This window comes from Cupriavidus sp. SZY C1 (assembly GCF_032190535.1).
In the GTDB taxonomy this organism is placed as follows: Bacteria; Pseudomonadota; Gammaproteobacteria; order Burkholderiales; family Burkholderiaceae; genus Cupriavidus; species Cupriavidus pauculus_C.
On sequence record NZ_JAUANU010000015.1, the window covers coordinates 129,011 to 145,119 of the forward strand.

The 16,109-nt window shown below is 71.3% G+C and carries 15 protein-coding genes; 8 read left to right on the top strand and 7 right to left on the bottom strand.

Translation table 11 applies throughout. The features are described 5' to 3' along the window. The first annotated feature begins 8 nt into the window (after window positions 1-8). On the top strand, window positions 9-974 hold the full coding sequence (locus QTN24_RS21210) for an acyl-CoA dehydrogenase family protein (RefSeq protein ID WP_313839571.1): 966 nt from the start codon (window positions 9-11) through the stop codon (window positions 972-974). A gap of 19 nt (window positions 975-993) precedes the next feature. Here QTN24_RS21210 and QTN24_RS21215 read toward each other — a convergent pair whose 3' ends face one another. Together QTN24_RS21215 and QTN24_RS21220 are read right to left on the bottom strand one after the other, a co-directional pair. Further along, complete coding sequence (locus QTN24_RS21215; protein ID WP_313839573.1) at window positions 994-1,743, bottom strand: MliC family protein; 750 nt, start codon at window positions 1,741-1,743, stop codon at window positions 994-996. Window positions 1,744-1,766: 23 nt separating this feature from the next. Beyond that, the gene (locus QTN24_RS21220) at window positions 1,767-2,144 is read right to left on the bottom strand and encodes a cupin domain-containing protein (RefSeq protein WP_313839622.1); all 378 of its coding nucleotides are present in this window, start codon (window positions 2,142-2,144) and stop codon (window positions 1,767-1,769) included. Window positions 2,145-2,226: 82 nt separating this feature from the next. Between QTN24_RS21220 and QTN24_RS21225 the strand changes: the two genes are divergently transcribed. After that, a complete protein-coding gene (locus QTN24_RS21225) occupies window positions 2,227-2,280 on the top strand; it encodes a hypothetical protein (protein WP_313839624.1) in 54 nt (17 codons plus the stop codon). Between the two features lie 267 nt (window positions 2,281-2,547). Here the strand turns inward: QTN24_RS21225 and treF are convergent, their stop codons facing one another. From treF to QTN24_RS21245, 4 genes are all read right to left on the bottom strand, one after another. Continuing rightward, on the bottom strand, window positions 2,548-4,326 hold the full coding sequence (treF, locus tag QTN24_RS21230; protein WP_313839575.1) for an alpha,alpha-trehalase TreF: 1,779 nt from the start codon (window positions 4,324-4,326) through the stop codon (window positions 2,548-2,550). Continuing rightward, window positions 4,313-5,089: a glucose 1-dehydrogenase gene (locus QTN24_RS21235; RefSeq protein ID WP_313839577.1), complete on the bottom strand. Its 777-nt coding sequence runs from the start codon at window positions 5,087-5,089 to the stop codon at window positions 4,313-4,315. The genes treF and QTN24_RS21235 overlap by 14 nt, the downstream gene beginning before the upstream one ends. Window positions 5,090-5,217: 128 nt before the next feature. Beyond that, window positions 5,218-5,775, bottom strand: coding sequence for a shikimate kinase (locus tag QTN24_RS21240; RefSeq protein ID WP_313839626.1), 558 nt, complete (start codon window positions 5,773-5,775; stop codon window positions 5,218-5,220). A 114-nt stretch (window positions 5,776-5,889) separates the two neighbouring features. After that, window positions 5,890-6,864 (bottom strand): LysR substrate-binding domain-containing protein, encoded by a 975-nt coding sequence (locus QTN24_RS21245; RefSeq protein WP_313839579.1) that lies wholly within the window; start codon window positions 6,862-6,864, stop codon window positions 5,890-5,892. A gap of 100 nt (window positions 6,865-6,964) precedes the next feature. On the opposite strand from QTN24_RS21245, the gene pcaH reads away from it, so the two are divergent. From pcaH to QTN24_RS21275, 6 genes are all read left to right on the top strand, one after another. After that, window positions 6,965-7,678 carry a protocatechuate 3,4-dioxygenase subunit beta gene (gene pcaH / locus QTN24_RS21250; protein WP_124685407.1) on the top strand — a complete coding sequence of 238 codons (714 nt, stop codon included), beginning with the start codon at window positions 6,965-6,967 and terminating at the stop codon, window positions 7,676-7,678. Window positions 7,679-7,682: 4 nt separating this feature from the next. Further along, on the top strand, window positions 7,683-8,252 hold the full coding sequence (pcaG, locus tag QTN24_RS21255; RefSeq protein ID WP_313839582.1) for a protocatechuate 3,4-dioxygenase subunit alpha: 570 nt from the start codon (window positions 7,683-7,685) through the stop codon (window positions 8,250-8,252). 82 nt (window positions 8,253-8,334) lie between these two features. Further along, window positions 8,335-9,723, top strand: coding sequence for a 3-carboxy-cis,cis-muconate cycloisomerase (locus tag QTN24_RS21260; protein ID WP_313839584.1), 1,389 nt, complete (start codon window positions 8,335-8,337; stop codon window positions 9,721-9,723). Between the two features lie 12 nt (window positions 9,724-9,735). Beyond that, window positions 9,736-10,914: a 3-oxoadipate enol-lactonase gene (pcaD, locus tag QTN24_RS21265; RefSeq protein WP_124685404.1), complete on the top strand. Its 1,179-nt coding sequence runs from the start codon at window positions 9,736-9,738 to the stop codon at window positions 10,912-10,914. Window positions 10,915-10,936: 22 nt separating this feature from the next. Next, the gene (gene pobA / locus QTN24_RS21270) at window positions 10,937-12,124 is read left to right on the top strand and encodes a 4-hydroxybenzoate 3-monooxygenase (RefSeq protein ID WP_313839586.1); all 1,188 of its coding nucleotides are present in this window, start codon (window positions 10,937-10,939) and stop codon (window positions 12,122-12,124) included. 147 nt (window positions 12,125-12,271) lie between these two features. After that, window positions 12,272-14,968, top strand: a complete 2,697-nt coding sequence (locus QTN24_RS21275) for a tannase/feruloyl esterase family alpha/beta hydrolase (protein ID WP_313839588.1) — start codon at window positions 12,272-12,274, stop codon at window positions 14,966-14,968. Window positions 14,969-15,031: 63 nt separating this feature from the next. Here QTN24_RS21275 and QTN24_RS21280 read toward each other — a convergent pair whose 3' ends face one another. Beyond that, window positions 15,032-15,979, bottom strand: coding sequence for a LysR family transcriptional regulator (locus QTN24_RS21280; protein WP_124685401.1), 948 nt, complete (start codon window positions 15,977-15,979; stop codon window positions 15,032-15,034). Window positions 15,980-16,109: the final 130 nt, after the last annotated feature.

Consider the following 16,109-nt stretch of genomic DNA (forward strand, 5'->3'; position numbering starts at 1 on the left):
AGAGCGGAATGGACAACCTCTACGCCGACGCGCTCGAAGCCGTGCTGCGCGACCACTGCGGGCCGGCCATGGTGCGGGCCATCGAGGCCGGTGGCGACGCCGCGCCGCTCTGGGCGCGGCTCGACGCCAGCGGCTTTGCCGACAGCCTGCGGCCCGACGCGGCCCTGTCCTTGTCGGATGTGCTGCCGATGCTGTCGCTGGCCGGCCAGTACGTGGTGCCGCTGCCGCTGGCGCAGACGATGTTCGCGCGCGCGCTGCTGGACGAGGCCAGGCGCGAGGTGCCGGACGGCCCCATCGCACTGGCCTGCCTGGACGGCCAGCCCCGCGCGCAGGTTGCCGACGGCGCGGCGGCGCGCTGGTTTCTGGCGCAGGATGCGGACCGGGCGTGGCTGGTGCCGCGCGACGCCGCCGACGTGGCGCCGACCGGTGTGCATGGCGACCTGACGGTCAGCGTGGCCTGCCCGGCCGCCGCGACGTTCGCGCTGGCGCCCGGCACGCTGCGCACGGTGGGCGCGGCGCTGCACGCGGCACAGATGGCCGGCGCCATCGCGCGCGTCTTCGACATGACGCTCCAGTACGCCAACGACCGCGAGCAGTTTGGCCGGGCCATCGGCAAGTTCCAGGCCATCCAGCACCAGATCAGTGTGATGGCCGAGCAGGTGGCGATGGTGCGGATGGCCGTGCAACTGGCGTTCGGCGGCCCCGGCACGCGCCCGTCGCGCATGGACGCGGCCATCGCCAAGTGCAACGCCAGCGACGCGGTGGGGCCGGTCACGTCGATGGCCCACGCCGTGCACGGCGCCATCGGCATCACCGAGGAATACGACCTGCAATTGCTGACGCGACGGCTCCACGCCTGGCGCGTGGCCGATGGCTCGGAACGCTACTGGGCGCGGGAAATCGGCCAGGCCGCGTGCGATGCCGGGGGCGGCACCGTCGACCTGCTGCGGCGCTGGAGCGGCGAGGCGGCCTGACGGCCTAAAGGGGGGCGGCTCAGTGGGCCGCCATCTCCACGCGGCACTGCATGTCGGGCTTGCCGGGCAGGGTCAGCAGCGCGTCGGGGCCCTTGTCCCAGAACAGCGCTTCACCATCCTTGAGCGTCGCGGCGTAGCGCGCGCCGGATGCCGCCGGCGTCTGCCGCAGCACCACCTGCTGGTCCAGCCAGCGCAGATAGGCATAGCCGGGATCGGTCTGCACGAAGGTGCCGGCGATGACCGCGTCCACGCCCCCGCACCGGATATTGAACGGTCCCCGGCTGATGCCGCGATCATCCTGCGTGCGGGCGCCCGCGTAGCCATGGCGCAGGTCATAGATCCGGCGCAGGTAGGTGGTGGCGATGCAGTTGGGCGCGTCGTCGGCCTGCGCGCAGTCGTTGCGGCCCTTGACCCAGCCCCGTTGCTCGGCCAGCAGCGTTTTCTTCTGCGCTGTGGGCAGTGAGCGGGCATCGAGCGCCAGGCCATAGAGCCGCGTGGTCTCGCGGTCGAGCCGGGCCAGCGTGGTGTCCTTGCAGACCAGCTGCTCGACCTGTCCTTCCGCCTTCTTGCAGTCGAAACTCGGCGTCACGGCCACGGGCCGGGCCGGCCGGGGCGCGGAGGCGGCAGGCGGCGCGGCTTCCTGTGCCGGCGGTGCCGACGGATTGCCTTGCGCGAACGCGGCGGGGCCGGACGCGGCAAGCGCTGCGAAGGTCGTCAGGGTGGCGAGGGCGCGGGACGCGGCAAGCGGGACGGCGGCACAGCTTGGCATGGCAGGGGCTCCTGCGGGCCGGCTCAGCCCGCGTTGCGGTCGATCACGACGAAATGCTTGCGGACGGTTTCGATGACCTCGAACACGCCTTCGAAGCCCGCGGGAATCACGCAGGCATCGCCCGGCCCGAACTCGCGGGCGTCTCCAGTATGGCTGGTGATCCGCAGCCGGCCACTGATCACGTGGAAAAACTCTTCCTTGCCGGCCGGAAAGGCAATGCGCCACGCGCCCGGTTCGCACCCCCAGATCCCGCAGTCGAAATCTCCCTGGGCCGCGCTGTAGTGCGTCCATGTGGTGCGGTCGGGGTTGCCGGTCACCAGCCGGTCCGGGCGCGGATTGTCGTGGGTGGGCGCGGGATCGGCGCGGAAGTCGATCAGGGAGACAGGTGATGTCGGCTGCATAAATCGAGAAATCTGGATGCCCGGCCAGTCCGGGAGGCCGCCAGTGTAATCGGCCGAACTGGGCCACACCCACGCATCGGTCATTGGCCTGACGGGCGTCTATCACAACCTGCTGCGGCGCTGGGCGGACGCGTAGGGCAGGTTTGCCGCCCCAAAAAGAAATACCCCGACGCGCGGGATCGCCGGGGTAGTAAGAGTTGCCAAGTCGTTTAGGGTCGTGTCGAATGACCCTCCGGCTAGTGTGAGGGCCGGCGGCGGATGCGCCAATAACTCATGTGAGTTATTGGCGTTTCAGGAACAGTCGCCAGCATTTGCCGCAGTGCATTGTCGAATTCTGAACAAAGGAACGCGATTCCGAATGTCGACGTCGGCGCGGGGTTTCCCCGCCCGTTCCACCGCCCGCTCACCCCGCCGGCGCCGGCTGGCCCGCCCGGCTGTGGCGGGCCGGATCGGCCGGGTACAGCGCCAGCAGCGCGCTGACCACGCCGTTGGTCCAGCCAAAGCCGTCCTGCAGCGGATACTCGCCGCCCCCGCCGCCTTCGGCGCTGCCGGAGCGGCGCCGCTGCAGCCGGTATTTCTCCACGAGCTTGTATTCCGATGCATAGAGGCTGCCGACCGTGCGCAGCCAGCGTTGGGCGATGTCGTCGGCCAGCGCGTCGAAGCCGTACTTCCGCAGCCCGATGATGCCTACCCACTGCAGCGGCGCCCAGCCGTTGGGTCGGTCCCATTGCTGGCCGGAGTCGATTTCGGTCGTGGCCAGCCCGCCTTCCTCCAGCAGCCGGGCGGATACCGCGTCGGCCACGCGCGCCGCCTGTGCCGGCGTGGCCAGGCCTAGGAACAGCGGCATCAGCGTGGCGGCGCTCAGGTGCGGGCGCGCCGTGCCGCGGTGCCAGTCGAAGTCCGTGAACGCGCCGGCGCCGTCGTCCCACATGATGGCGGCGATGGCCTGCTGCCTGCGTTCGGCGGCCTCGCGGTAGCGCGCGGCGGCGTCAGCGTCGCCGGACCGCTCGCTCAGTTCCGCCAGGCGGCATTCGGTGTACCAGAGCAGCGCGTTCAGGTCCGCGGGCAGGATGGCCGTGGTGCGGATGGTCGCCAGGTCGCAGGCGGCCTGCCCGGCCACCGGGTCGGGCTCGCACCAGCGCGAGCTGAAATCCCAGCCCGATTCCGCCGCCGCGCGCAGGTCCCGGAACACCAGGTGGGCGGGCCGGCTGGCGCGGCGCGCCGTGTCGACATCTTCCAGGTAGGCTTCCTCGCGCGGATGGGCGCGGTCGTCCCAGTAGCGGTTCAGGTACGCGCCGTCGGGCAGCCGCACCAGCCTGCGATGCGCCTGGCACGGCTGCAGGTGCCCCACGCCGTCCATCCAGAACGCATACTCGCCCGCCAGTTGGGGCAGGTAGCGCACGGCCGCGTCCACGCCCTGGTCCTCGAACAGGCCCGTCATCAGGGCGAACACCGGCGGCTGCGACCGGCTCAGGTAGTACGTGCGCGTGCCGTTCGGCACCAGTCCGTAGGTGTCCAGCAGGTAGGCGAAGTTGTCGGCCATCGCGCGCAGCAGGTCGTGCCGGCCGCTGGCAGAGAGGCCCAGCATCGTGAAGTACGAATCCCAGTAGTACAGCTCGCGGAAGCGGCCGCCCGGCACCACGTACGGCCGGGGCAGCGGCAGCAGCGAGCACAGCGGCGGATGCTCGGCGGGCTCGCGCGTCAGCACGGGCCAGAGGCCGTCGATATGCTCGCGCAGCGAGTTGTCCGGGTTCGATTCGTAGTGGTCGTCCGGCACCGTCTCGCGCGCGAAATAGGTGCGCACGAACGCTTCGAGCGAGAACCCGTCCGCGTCGCGCTGCTCGCGGTAGCAGGCCAGGATGGTCTCGGGCGGCGCCAGCGGGATGCAGTCCGGAAACGTCTTGCTGTCGGCGAACATGCCACTGGACTGCACGTCGACGAACAGCTCGGCGTAGCGCTCGGCCGGCGACACCGTATCCGCGTCATGGCAGCCCGGCAGCGTGCATGGCGCGGGCGTGGGCAGGTGGGTGATGGACGGCGCGTGCGCGTGGCAGTGCGTCAGCCGGGGGGCCGTGCCGGCGTCGGTGGCGGCGGGGCGCGGCGTGGCGTCAGCCTGGGCCGGCGCGGTGCGCGCGGCAACGTGCGGCACGCGGCCGGCGGGTGGGGCGTCATTGTTCCGCATAGTTCCAGAGGAGTCCGCCATCGATGACGAGCGTGGCACCCGTGATGTAGTCCGCGTCGGCGCTGGCCAGGTAGGCCACCAGCCCGGCCACTTCCTCGGGCTGGCCCAGCCGGCCCAGCGGGATATTGGTCAGCAGAGACTGCAACTGGTCGGGGCTGGCCATCAGCTTGCGGTTGATCGGCGTCTGGATCGCGCCGGGCGCGATGTTGTTGACGGTGATGCCAGCCGGCGCCAGTTCGATGGCAAGGTTGCGCATCATCATCCGCAGGCCGCCCTTGCTGGCGCAGTAGCTTGTAAAGTGCGGGAACGGCAGGTCCTCGTGCACCGAACTGATGTTGATGACCTTGCCGCCCAGCTTGCGGTCCAGCCGGTGCCTGACGAAGCGCTGGGTCAGGAAGAACGGGCCCTTGAGGTTGGTGTCGAGCACGCGGTCGTAGTCGGCCTCGGTCACGTCGGCAAACGGCGCGCGCACCTCCACGCCGGCGTTGTTGACGAGGATGTCGAGGCTGCCCGACGGGGCCACCGCCTGCACGGCCGCGTCGACCAGCGCAAACGCCTGCGCCACGTTGCCGATGTCGCCGGCCACCACGTTGGCGCGGCGCCCGGCGGCGCGCACGCCGTCGGCGGTCTCGTCGGCATCGGCGTCATGCCGGTGCACCGCCACCACCACGTCCGCCCCCTCGCGGGCCAGCCGCAGCGCAATGGCCCTGCCGATACCGCCCGCGCCGCCCGTGACCAGCGCTGTCTTGCCTTGCAGTTGCATGGTGAGTCTCCGTGCCGTATTCCCCGTCAGAGCCGCGTGGCCGGCGCGAAGTTCAAACCGTGCGCCGTGCTGCGCAGCGCCCGTGGCGCCGCTGTCGGCGTGCGCCGAAAACGCTGTCGGCCGATGGCTCAATCGTGCGGCGCGGGGTCGGTGGCAGGGTGGGTGGCGGCGTCGGGCGACAGCTCGGCATCGAACGGGATGGCGGCGGCCAGCCCAAGCTGGGCCAGCACGCTGGCCGCGGCCTGCGCCACGGTGCCGGCGTGGGCCGGCATGATCAGGTGGGCGATTTCACGATAGAGCGGGTCGCGCTCGCAGAACAGCGCCTCCAGCCGCGCGCGCGGGTTTTCCACCTGCAGCAGCGGACGGTTGCGGTTGCGCCGCACGCGCCGCCACAGCTCGGGCAGCGCGGCGTCCAGGTAGATGACGTGGCCGCGCGTGCGCAGCATCTCGCGGTTCTCGGGGCGCGTCACGATGCCGCCGCCGGTGGCCAGCACGATGCCGCTGCGCCGCGACAGGTCGTCGAGCACGCGCGTTTCGCGGCGGCGGAATCCTTCCTCGCCTTCCAGCTCGAAGATCGTCGTGATGCGCACCCCGCAGCGCGACTCGATCTCGTGGTCGGTGTCGAAGAATGGCCGGCCCAGGTGGCGCGCGACGGTGCGGCCGATTGTCGTCTTGCCGGCGCCCATGAAGCCGATGAAGAAGAGGTTGCCCGAGTCGGAAGGGGAGTCCACGTGTGTGCGCCGCAGCGTGCCGTGCCGATGCGTCACGGTAGCACGTAATGACGGACTACGCCGCCCCCGTCATGGCTGGCGCCCGGCGACGATGCGGCGGATGGTCTCGGCCAGCGCCTCGGCCAGCGGGCCCGGCGCGCGGTCGGCCCGGCGCAGCAGGCCGATCGGTTCCTCGGTGCCGTGCGTGTCGATGGGCAGCCGCGCCAGTTCGCCGGCGGCCACCGCGCGCCGCGTGGCGGACAGCGGCGCGGCCCAGACGCTGTCGCCCTGCTGCACGAGCAGGCGGCCCAGGTAGGCGTCGGCGGTCTCCAGGCAGCCCGGCGGCAGCGTGAAACCGTGCCGCGCCAGCAGGCTTTCGGTGCTGTGCCGCGGGATCGATCCCACGGCAGGCACCACCAGCGGCCACGCCAGCACGTCGGCCATCGTCGGGCGGGGCTGGCTGGCCAGCGGATGGCCCGCGCGCACGGCCAGCACCAGCGGCTCGGCGGCCAGCGACTCGAACCACAGGCCCTCCATCGCGGCGGGGTCGTCCATGCGGCCGATCACCACGTCCAGCACGTCGGCCTTGAGCAGGTCGATCAGCGTGCGGTTCATGCCGCTCTGCACGGCCAGGCCCACCTCGGGATGGCTGGCGCGAAACGCCGCCACGGCGTCCACCAGCAGCGCCGGCACGATGCTGGGCAGGGCGCCCATGCGGATGCGTTCGTGCCGCGGGGCGTCGCGGCCGGCCACGCTGTCTGCGGCGGCGTCCAGGTCCTCGATCACGCGGAGCGCGTGGCGCAGGAAGCGCATGCCGGCCGCGGTCAGTTCCGTGCCGGCGCGCTGCCGCACCAGCAGCCGCGTGCCGACCAGATCCTCCAGTTCGGTCAGCGTCTTGGAAACGGCGGGCTGCGTCAGGCCAAGCTGATCGCCCGCGCGGCCAAGGTGCTGCGTGCGCGCGACGGCCACGAAGCAGTGCAGGTGGCGCAGGCGGACGCGGCTGCGGAAGGCATCGGCGGATGGGATAGAGGGGGCGGGGGCAGGGGGCGGGGGCGGCCGTTGCATAACGGAAATTCATCGTTGTCACGCAAGAACTCAATTTACATGAATTCTGGTGCGCCATACAGTCGTGCCCATCGACCCCACCCATACCGGAGACAGCGCGATGCCCCCACGCCCTGGCCGCCCCGCCCAGTACCGCCGTCCGTACTGGAACACCCAGCCCGACTACCGCTTCGACCCCTACGCCTCCACGCAGCTTCGCGCGCCGGCCCAGCCGCTGATCGCGCTGCCGCAGTCGCTGTCCGAGGTCACCGGCCCGACCTTCGGCCCCGAATTCGTCCGTGAAGGCGACAACGACCTGACCGTCGGCCACGGCGGCGAGCCCATCGGCGAGCGCATCCTGGTAACCGGCCGCGTGCTCGACGAGAACGGCCGCCCGGTGCCCCACGCGCTGATCGAAATCTGGCAGGCCAATGCCGCCGGCCGCTACACGCATCCGCGCGACCAGCACGACGCGCCGCTCGACCCGTATTTCTCGGGCGAAGGCCGCACCATCACCGACGCCAGCGGCCACTACCAGTTCAAGACGATCAAGCCCGGCGCCTATCCCTGGCGCAACCACCACAACGCCTGGCGGCCCCAGCACATCCACTTCTCGCTGTTCGGCAATGCCTATGCCACGCGGCTGGTGACGCAGATGTACTTCCCCGGCGACCCGCTGCTGGACTACGATCCGATCTTCCAGTGCGTGCCCGACGACAAGGCGCGCAACCGGCTGGTGGCCGCGTTCGACTGGGAGACCACGGCGCCCGAGTACGCGCTGGGGTACCGCTTCGATATCGTGCTGCGCGGCCGCGATGCCACGCCGATGGAGTAACGCCATGCTCTACGCCACCGCTTCGCAGACCGTCGGCCCGTACCTGCATATCGGCCTGACCGCGCTGAACTGCGCCGACCTGACCGCCGACGCCCCCGACCTGGCCGCCCAGCGCATCGTGATCGCTGGCCGCGTGCTCGATGGCCTGGTCCAGCCCGTGCCCGACGGCATGGTCGAAATCTGGCAGGCCAACCCGGCCGGCCGCTACCGCCATCCCGACGATGCGCGCGAACTGCCGCTGACCGCCGGTTTTACCGGCTTCGGCCGCGTGCCGACCGGGCCCGACGGCGCGTTCCGTTTCACCACGGTCAAGCCGGGCGCCGTGCCCGATGGCGACGGGCGCCCGCAGGCGCCGCATATCGTCGTGTCGGTCTTCACGCGCGGGCTGGTGCGGCATGTGTCCACGCGGCTCTACTTCCCCGAAGACGCCGCCGCGCACCGCGCCGATGCCGTGCTGGCGCGCGTGCCGGCCGACCGGCGCGCAACGCTGGTGGCCCAGGCCGATGGAGCGGAGCAATATCGCTGGGACGTCGTGCTGCAGGGCCCGGGCGAAACCGTGTTCTTCGACATCTGACGCACGCCGGGCGCCGGGAAACACCGGCGCCGGGATTTGCAGCAAAATCGCATTCGACGAGCGGTTCGCCCCCAAACCGACCATGCCTACCTTTTCACGCCTGACCGACCCGATGTCCGGCAGTCCTGCCGTGCTGGCAATCTTTTCCCATGCCGGCACGGTACGCCGCATGCTCGACGTGGAAGCCGCGCTGGCCCGGGCCGAGGCGCAGGCCCGCGTCATCCCCACCGCCGCCGCCGACGTCATCGCGCAGGTGTGCGCCGACGCGGGCGTCATCGACCTCGACGCGCTGGCCCACGATGCCGATGCCGCCGGCAATCTCGCCATCCCGTTTGTCAAGCAGCTCACGGCCGCCGTGACCCGGCGCGATGCCGAGGCCGGCCGCTACGTCCACTGGGGCGCCACGAGCCAGGACATCATCGACACCGCGCTGGTGCTGCAACTGGCCGATGCGCTGCACGAGATCGACGCCGGCCTGCTGCGGCTGGGCGATGCCTGCGCGGCGCTGGCCACCGCGCATCGCGACACGCCGATGGTGGCCCGCACCTGGCTGCAGCACGCGCTGCCCGCCACGTTCGGCCTGAAGGCAGCGGGCTGGCTCGATGCGCTGCGCCGCCACCTGGCACGGCTGGATGCGGCACGCGCCCAGGCCCGCACGCTCCAGTTCGGCGGCGCGGCCGGCACGCTGGCCAGCCTGGGCGACGATGCCCCGGCCGTGGCCGGCGCGCTGGCGCAGGCGCTGACGCTCGATCTGCCGGCGCTGCCGTGGCACACGCACCGCGACCGCCTGGCCGAGGTGGCGACCACGCTGGGCCTGCTGGTCGGCACGCTGGGCAAGATCGCGCGCGACATCTCGCTGCTGATGCAGACCGAGGTGGCCGAAGTGGCCGAGCCATCGGCCCCCGGGCGCGGTGGATCGAGCACGATGCCGCACAAGCGCAACCCGGTCGGCTGTGCCGCCGTGCTGACGGCCGCCGTGCGCGTGCCGCCGCTGGTGGCGACGATGTTGGCCGGCATGACGCAGGAGCACGAACGCGCGCTAGGCGGCTGGCAGGCGGAATGGGACACGCTGCCGCAGATCGTGACGCTGGCCGCTGGCGCGTTGCGGCAGATGGGCGACGTGGTGGCCGGCCTGCAGGTGGACGCCGCGCGCATGCGGGCCAATCTCGATCTCACGCGGGGGCTGATCCTGGGCGAGGCGGCGATGCTCGAACTTGGCCGGCGCATCGGCCGGCTGCCGGCCCATCACGTGGTCGAGCAGGCATCGCGCAGCGCGGTGGCCGACGGCACCACGCTGCGCGACGCGCTGGCGCGCACGCTCGACGAAGATCCCGCGCACCGCGGCTTGCTGGACGCCGCCACGCTCGACCGCCTGAGCGACCCGGCCGCGTACGCGGGCCAATCGGTGCCGTTTGCCGATGCCGCCGTAGCCGCGTGGCGGCAGGCGCGCGCATCACGACAACAAGACTGACTGGAGACAACCTTGCCCTACCTCGACCACGCCGGCGCCCGGCTGTTCTACACCGTCGACGGCCCCGATACCGCGCCCGTCATCGTCTTCTCGAACTCGATGGGCACCGACCACACGATGTGGCAACCGCAGGTGGACGCGCTGGCCGGCCGCTTCCGCGTGGTGCGGCACGACATGCGCGGCCACGGCCGCTCGGTGACCGATGCCACGCAGACCACCGTGGACGTGCTGGGCGGCGACGTGCTGGCCATCCTCGACGCGCTGGGCGTGGAGCGGGCCGTGTTCTGCGGGCTGTCGATCGGCGGGCTGATCGGCCAGTGGCTGGCGGCGCGGGCGCCCGAGCGCTTCTCGCACGTGATCGTGGCGAACACGGCGCCCCGGATCGGCACGGCCGAGTCGTGGGCCGCGCGCATCGACGGCGTGCTGCGCGACGGCATGGGGCCGCTGGTGGACGCGTCTCTCGGGCGCTGGTTTACCGAGGATTTCCGGCGCACGGCCGGCCCGGCCATCGCCGACCTGCGCGCCGTGCTGGCGGGGCTGGACCCGCGCGGCTACGCGCTGGGCTGCACGGCGCTGCGCGATGCGGACCTGCGCGAGGCGGTCAAGACCATCGGCGTGCCGGTGCTGGTGATTGCCGGCCGCGACGATCCGTCGACCACGGCTGCCGAGGGCCGGGCGCTGGCCGAGGCGATTCCCGACGCGCGCTACGTGGAGCTGCCCGCCGCGCACCTGTCGAACCGCGAACAGCCGGGCCGCTTCACGGCGGCGGTGCTCGATTTCGTGCTGGGGCGGCTGCCGGTGACCGACGACCACGCGCGCTACGACGCCGGGCTGTCGGTGCGGCGCGCGGTGCTGGGCAGCGCCCATGTCGATCGGTCGCTGCAGAAGCTGACGCCGCTGAACGAGGAATTCCAGCACCTGATCACGCGCTATGCCTGGGGCGAGATCTGGACGCGCGAGGGCCTGCCGCGCCATACGCGCAGCCTGGTCACGATTGCGATGATGGTGGCGCTGAACCGGTCCGAGGAGCTGAAGCTCCACCTGCGCGCGGCCGCCAACAACGGCGTGACGCGCGACGAAATCAAGGAGGTGTTGCTGCAGACCGCCATCTACTGCGGCGTGCCGGCGGCCAATTCGGCGTTCCACATGGCCGGGGAAGTCTTCGCCGAGATCGATGCCGGGCGCGGCTGAGCGGTCCATCCCAGGAGACGCCATGGCCGTCAACGGCTCCACTTCCACACGGGTCGCCATCGTCGGCGCCGGCCCGGCCGGGCTGCTGCTCGGCCAGTTGCTGACCGTGGCGGGCATCGACAACATCGTCATCGAGCGGCGCAGCCCGGAACACGTGCTGGCGCGCATCCGTGCCGGCATCCTCGAATGCGGCACCGTGGACGCGCTGGCACGCGCGGGCGTGGATGCGCGGCTGCGCCGCGAAGGGCTGGTGCACCACGGTATCGAGCTGTCGTTCGGCGGTGCGCGGCACCGTATCGACTTTCACGCGCTGATCGGACGCGACGTCACCGTGTATGGCCAGACCGAGGTCACGCGCGACCTGATGGCCGCGCGGCAGGCCAGCGGCATGCCGACCATCTACGACGCCGAAGAGGTGTCGCTGCACGACTTCGACGGCCAGCGGCCGCGCGTGCGCTATCGCAAGGCCGGCGCCACGCACGAGGTAGCGTGCGATTTCATCGCCGGCTGCGACGGCTTTCATGGTGTCAGCCGCGCCAGCGTGCCGGCCACCGCCACACAGGTGTTCGAGCGGGTGTATCCGTTCGGCTGGCTTGGCGTGCTGTCCGACACGCCGCCGGTGGCCGACGAACTGGTCTACGCCAGCCATCCGCGCGGGTTTGCGCTGTGCAGCATGCGTTCGAAGACGCGCAGCCGCTACTACGTGCAGGTGCCGTCCACCGTGCAACCCGAGGCGTGGTCCGACGCGCGGTTCTGGGACGAACTGCGCCGCCGGCTCGACGCGCCCGCCGCCGAGGCGCTGGTCACGGGGCCCAGCATCGAGAAGAGCATCGCGCCGCTGCGCAGCTTTGTGTGCGAGCCGATGCGGTTCGGCCGGCTGTTCCTGGCGGGCGATGCCGCGCATATCGTGCCGCCCACGGGCGCCAAGGGGCTGAACCTGGCCGCCAGCGACGTGGTGTACCTGGCCGACGGCCTGGTGGCCCACTATCGCGACGGCGACCCGCGCGGGCTCGACCAGTATTCCGAGACCTGCCTGCGGCGGGTATGGAAGGCCGAGCGCTTCTCGTGGTGGATGACGTCGCTGCTGCACCGGTTTCCCGACGCCGACGCGTTCGCGCACCGCATCCAGCAGGCCGAACTGGACTACCTGGTGGGTTCGGAGGCCGCGTGCCGGTCCCTGGCGGAGAACTACGTCGGGCTGCCACGCTAGCCGCGGCGGCCGGCGGCCAGTCGCAGATCCATATGTCGTCCATATGGATACGTGATCCGGCATATATTTTACGTGGCCCCTCCCCGGTGATACCGTCTCGCTCCAGCATGCCGGCACAAGTACCGGCTGCACTGGAGGAGACAACTGATGACATCCCGAATCCATGGCCGCCGCACGTGGCGGCTGGCTGCCGCATGCGCGACGGCGTTGCTGCTGGCGGCCTGCGGCGGTGGCGACGATGCGCCGGCCGCATCGAATGGCGGCAGCGGCAGCGGCAGCGGCGGCAGCGGCGGGCAGGGCGGCGACCCGGCCAACCCCGGCAACCCGGCCACGCCGGTACTGAGCGCAGTGGAAGCCTGCAACGCGCTGAACGGCGTCAGCCTGCCCGCATCGAGCCTGGCCCTGCCCACCAGCGGCGCCAGCGTCACCAAGGCGACGCTGATCGCGGCCGATACCACCGGCAACACGCTGGGCGAGTACTGCCAGGTGCGCGGCGCGATTGCGCCGGTCGACGGCTCGTCGCCCAGCATCAACTTCGCGGTGAATCTGCCGACCCAATGGAACGGCAAGGGCATCCAGTTCGGCGGCGGCGGCTTCGACGGCACGCTGATCGACGGCACCGAGACCGTGCGCTTTGCGCTGCCCGACGATCCCGCGCCGCTGTCGCGCGGCTATGCCACCTGGGGCGACGATTCGGGCCACCAGAGCACCAGCATCACCGATGGCCGCTTTGCCACCAACGACGAGGCGCTGACCAACTACGGCGGCGATACGCTCAAGAAGACCCATGACGTGGCGCTGGCGCTGATCCAGCAGCGCTACGGCAAGGCGCCCACGCGCGCCTACTTCCTGGGCACGTCGACGGGCGGGCGCGACGCGCTGAGCTACATCCAGCGCTGGCCGGCCGACTACGACGGCGTGATCGCCAACGAACCGGCGCTCAACTACACGGGCACGCGGCTGTCGAACGTGGCCGTGGGCCGCGCGCTGTACCTGAACGGTGGCGCGGGCTGGCTCAACATCAACAAGACGCTGCTGGTGCAGAAGGCCGCGATGGATGCCTGCGACACGCTGGACGGCGTGGCCGACAAGGTCGTCAGCAACGTGGAAGGCTGCCGCGTCGGCGCGATGCAGGTGCTGGCCAGCCTGCGCTGCGTGGGCGGGGCCGACACTGGCGACACCTGCCTGTCCGACGCACAGATCGCGACGGTCAAGACCATCGAGCAGCCGCTGCAGCTCAACTATCCGCTGGCCAACGGCGTGACCGTGGCCGGCGGCTACAACCTGCTGGAAGGCGCGCTGGTGGCGGGACCGTTCACCACGCGCGACCTGGGCACGCGGGCGGTGCCCGGCAACCCGGCCACCACGGCCGACGCGAACATGTACGTGACAGGCGACCAGTGGGTCAAGTTCTTCGTCACGCGCAACGCCACGTTCGACGCGCTGACATTCGACCCGGCCAGCCCGGGTAGCTGGACGTCGCGCGTGCAGGCGGTGTCGGCGCTGACTGACGCGACCAACCCGGACCTGTCGGCGTTCCTGGGCAAGGGCGGCCGGCTGATCATGCTGCACGGCCTGGCCGACGAGGTCATCAGCCCGAACTCGACCATCGCCTGGTACAAGGCCGTGATGGCGCGGGTTGGCCAGCCGGCCGTGGACCAGGGCATCCGGTTCTACACGGTGCCCGGCATGGGCCACGGCACGGGCAGCTTCCTGCCGGCGTGGAATTCGCTGACCGCGCTCGAAAACTGGGTCGAGATGGGCGTGGCGCCGGGCACGCGCGAGGTGATGGACACCAATGCCGGCACGTACGGGCGCACGCGGCCGCTGTGCCAGTACCCGTCGTGGCCCAAGTACAAGGGCACCGGCAGCGCTGACGCCGCCGTGAACTACACGTGCGAAGGCGCCTCGGGCATCGTCCAGTCGTGCCTGAACCTGCCGTCGGTGGCTACCACGTGGAAGGGCGGCAACACCCACGGCGAGGAACTGTCGGTGCGGATCGATCCGGCCACGCTCAAGTACACGGTGACCATCGACGCCAGCGCCCAGCGCGCGGCGGCCACGGCGTGGACCGGCCAGCTGGTCTCGCAGGGCGGCTGCACCTACGCCAGCGACGAGAACGGCGCGCAGTTCACGCTCACCGGCGGCGGCGTGCTGGCGGGCGGCGTGCGGCCCGTGTCGGGCGGCAGCTTCCTGCCGATGGTGGCGTTCCAGAACGTGTCGGCCGACTACAAGCAGGTGGCGGACATCTACAACGTGAACGGCGTGCAGACCGCCGTGGCCGATGGCGCGGTCACGGTGCGCACGGGGTCGGCGCGGCTGCGGTCGTCGGCGGCCACGTGGCAGACGTGCGCGGCGGGCGCGGGCGGCGGCTTCATCGTCTACGACGCGGCCTGCACCAACACCACCAAGGGCTATATCGTCTGGAATGCCGCGCGCAACGCGTTCGACTACTTCGTGGGCGGCACCATCGCCGCCGGTGACGGCGTGCTGAGCGGGTCGCTGATCAGCGGCATGGTCAACGGCACGCCGGTGCCGGTGATCCTCACGCGCTCGGCCACGGCGTATGGCATGAACATCTACGTCCAGCAATCGGCGTCCGGGCTGCCGGCGGGCGCGGCCGACGGCGCCTACCGCATCGTCGCCACCGACGGCGCGCAGGTCGACGCCAGCCTGAACGGCACGGCCATCGTGCGCAACGGGGCATCGGGCACGCTGACGTACAACACGCCGGTGCCGGGCGTGCTTGGCGCCACGGGCGGCGTGGTGGCATCGTACCTGTACAACGGCGGCCTGCTCATCGGCACCGCCACGGGCCGCTTCGAGGTTGGCCTGCTGCACTGACGCCGCCGCTTGCCGCATGGGGTCGCCCCGGTGGTTGCGGGGAAGGGGCGATCCCGCGCGCGGCTAGGCGTCGTCCTGCCCCTTCTTGCGATGGCGCGCCGCGATGCGATGCGTCAGCGCCACCAGCGCCGCCAGCGCGGCGTCGTCCTGGCCCTCGCGGTAGCCGAGCGTCAGCGGCGCGCGCAGGCGATCGGCCTCGACCATCCGGCAGTAGGCCACGCCATGGCGGTTCAGCCCGGCCATCGACGCCGGCACCACGCTCACGCCCGCGCCGGCTGCCACGAGGTTCAGGTTGGTCAGCATGCGTTCCACCTCGGCGCCGATGCGCGGCGTGAAGCCCAGCGCCTCGCATTCGCGCAGCAGGTCGCCATACATGCCGGGCGCGCCGGGCCGGCGCACGAGGATGAACGGGTCGGACGCCAGTTCCTTCAACGATACCGGCGCGGTGGCCGCCTGGCCCCGCAGGGCGCGGCGGCGCAGCAGCGCGTGGTCCAGCGGCAGCGCGATCACCATCTCCTCTTCCAGCAGCAGGTCGAACCGCACGCCTTCCGGGTGCTGCACGGGCGCGCGCAGCAGCGCCGCGTTCAGCGTGCCGTCGGCCAGCCGCTCGATGGCCTCTGCCGCGTTGCATTCGGTCAGCGACAGCGCCACGCGCGGAAACTGGCGCCGGCAGGCGCGCAGCACCTCGGGCGTGAGCTTGTGCGCGGCGGCCGAACTGGTGAAGCCGATGGCCAGCGACCCCTCGTCGCCGCGCGCCATCCGCGCCATGCGTGCGCGCATCTGGTCGATCCGCGCGAACAGGTCGACGGCATCGGCATGCAGCGCGGCGCCGGCCGGCGTCAGCGTCACGCCGCGCGGCTGGCGCTCGAACAGCGTCACGCCCAGCTCGGCCTCCAGCGCCTTGAGCTGCTGCGACAGCGGCGGCTGCTGGATGCCGAGCTGTTCGGCGGCGCGCGTGACCGATCCGGTCTCGGCCACGGCCAGGAAGTAGCGCAGGTGTCTGAGCTCCATCGATATATCCGTCGTATATGGGAATGCGGGAAAGCATATATTTTACGTGCCGCCCCCGGCGCCGTAGTATTGGCGTTTCGCCCGATGCGCCGGCAGGCGGCCGGGCGGCCTTGCCGACCCATACCCACCC

Coding starts and splice junctions, on each gene's coding strand:
- QTN24_RS21210 (WP_313839571.1), top strand. CDS start 9: ATGGACAACCTCTACGCCGACGCGCTCGAAGCCGTGCTGCGCGACCAC.
- QTN24_RS21215 (WP_313839573.1), bottom strand. CDS start 1,743: ATGCCAAGCTGTGCCGCCGTCCCGCTTGCCGCGTCCCGCGCCCTCGCC.
- QTN24_RS21220 (WP_313839622.1), bottom strand. CDS start 2,144: ATGCAGCCGACATCACCTGTCTCCCTGATCGACTTCCGCGCCGATCCC.
- treF (WP_313839575.1), bottom strand. CDS start 4,326: ATGCGGAACAATGACGCCCCACCCGCCGGCCGCGTGCCGCACGTTGCC.
- QTN24_RS21235 (WP_313839577.1), bottom strand. CDS start 5,089: ATGCAACTGCAAGGCAAGACAGCGCTGGTCACGGGCGGCGCGGGCGGT.
- QTN24_RS21240 (WP_313839626.1), bottom strand. CDS start 5,775: ATGGGCGCCGGCAAGACGACAATCGGCCGCACCGTCGCGCGCCACCTG.
- QTN24_RS21245 (WP_313839579.1), bottom strand. CDS start 6,864: ATGCAACGGCCGCCCCCGCCCCCTGCCCCCGCCCCCTCTATCCCATCC.
- pcaH (WP_124685407.1), top strand. CDS start 6,965: ATGCCCCCACGCCCTGGCCGCCCCGCCCAGTACCGCCGTCCGTACTGG.
- pcaG (WP_313839582.1), top strand. CDS start 7,683: ATGCTCTACGCCACCGCTTCGCAGACCGTCGGCCCGTACCTGCATATC.
- QTN24_RS21260 (WP_313839584.1), top strand. CDS start 8,335: ATGCCTACCTTTTCACGCCTGACCGACCCGATGTCCGGCAGTCCTGCC.
- pobA (WP_313839586.1), top strand. CDS start 10,937: ATGGCCGTCAACGGCTCCACTTCCACACGGGTCGCCATCGTCGGCGCC.
- QTN24_RS21275 (WP_313839588.1), top strand. CDS start 12,272: ATGACATCCCGAATCCATGGCCGCCGCACGTGGCGGCTGGCTGCCGCA.
- QTN24_RS21280 (WP_124685401.1), bottom strand. CDS start 15,979: ATGGAGCTCAGACACCTGCGCTACTTCCTGGCCGTGGCCGAGACCGGA.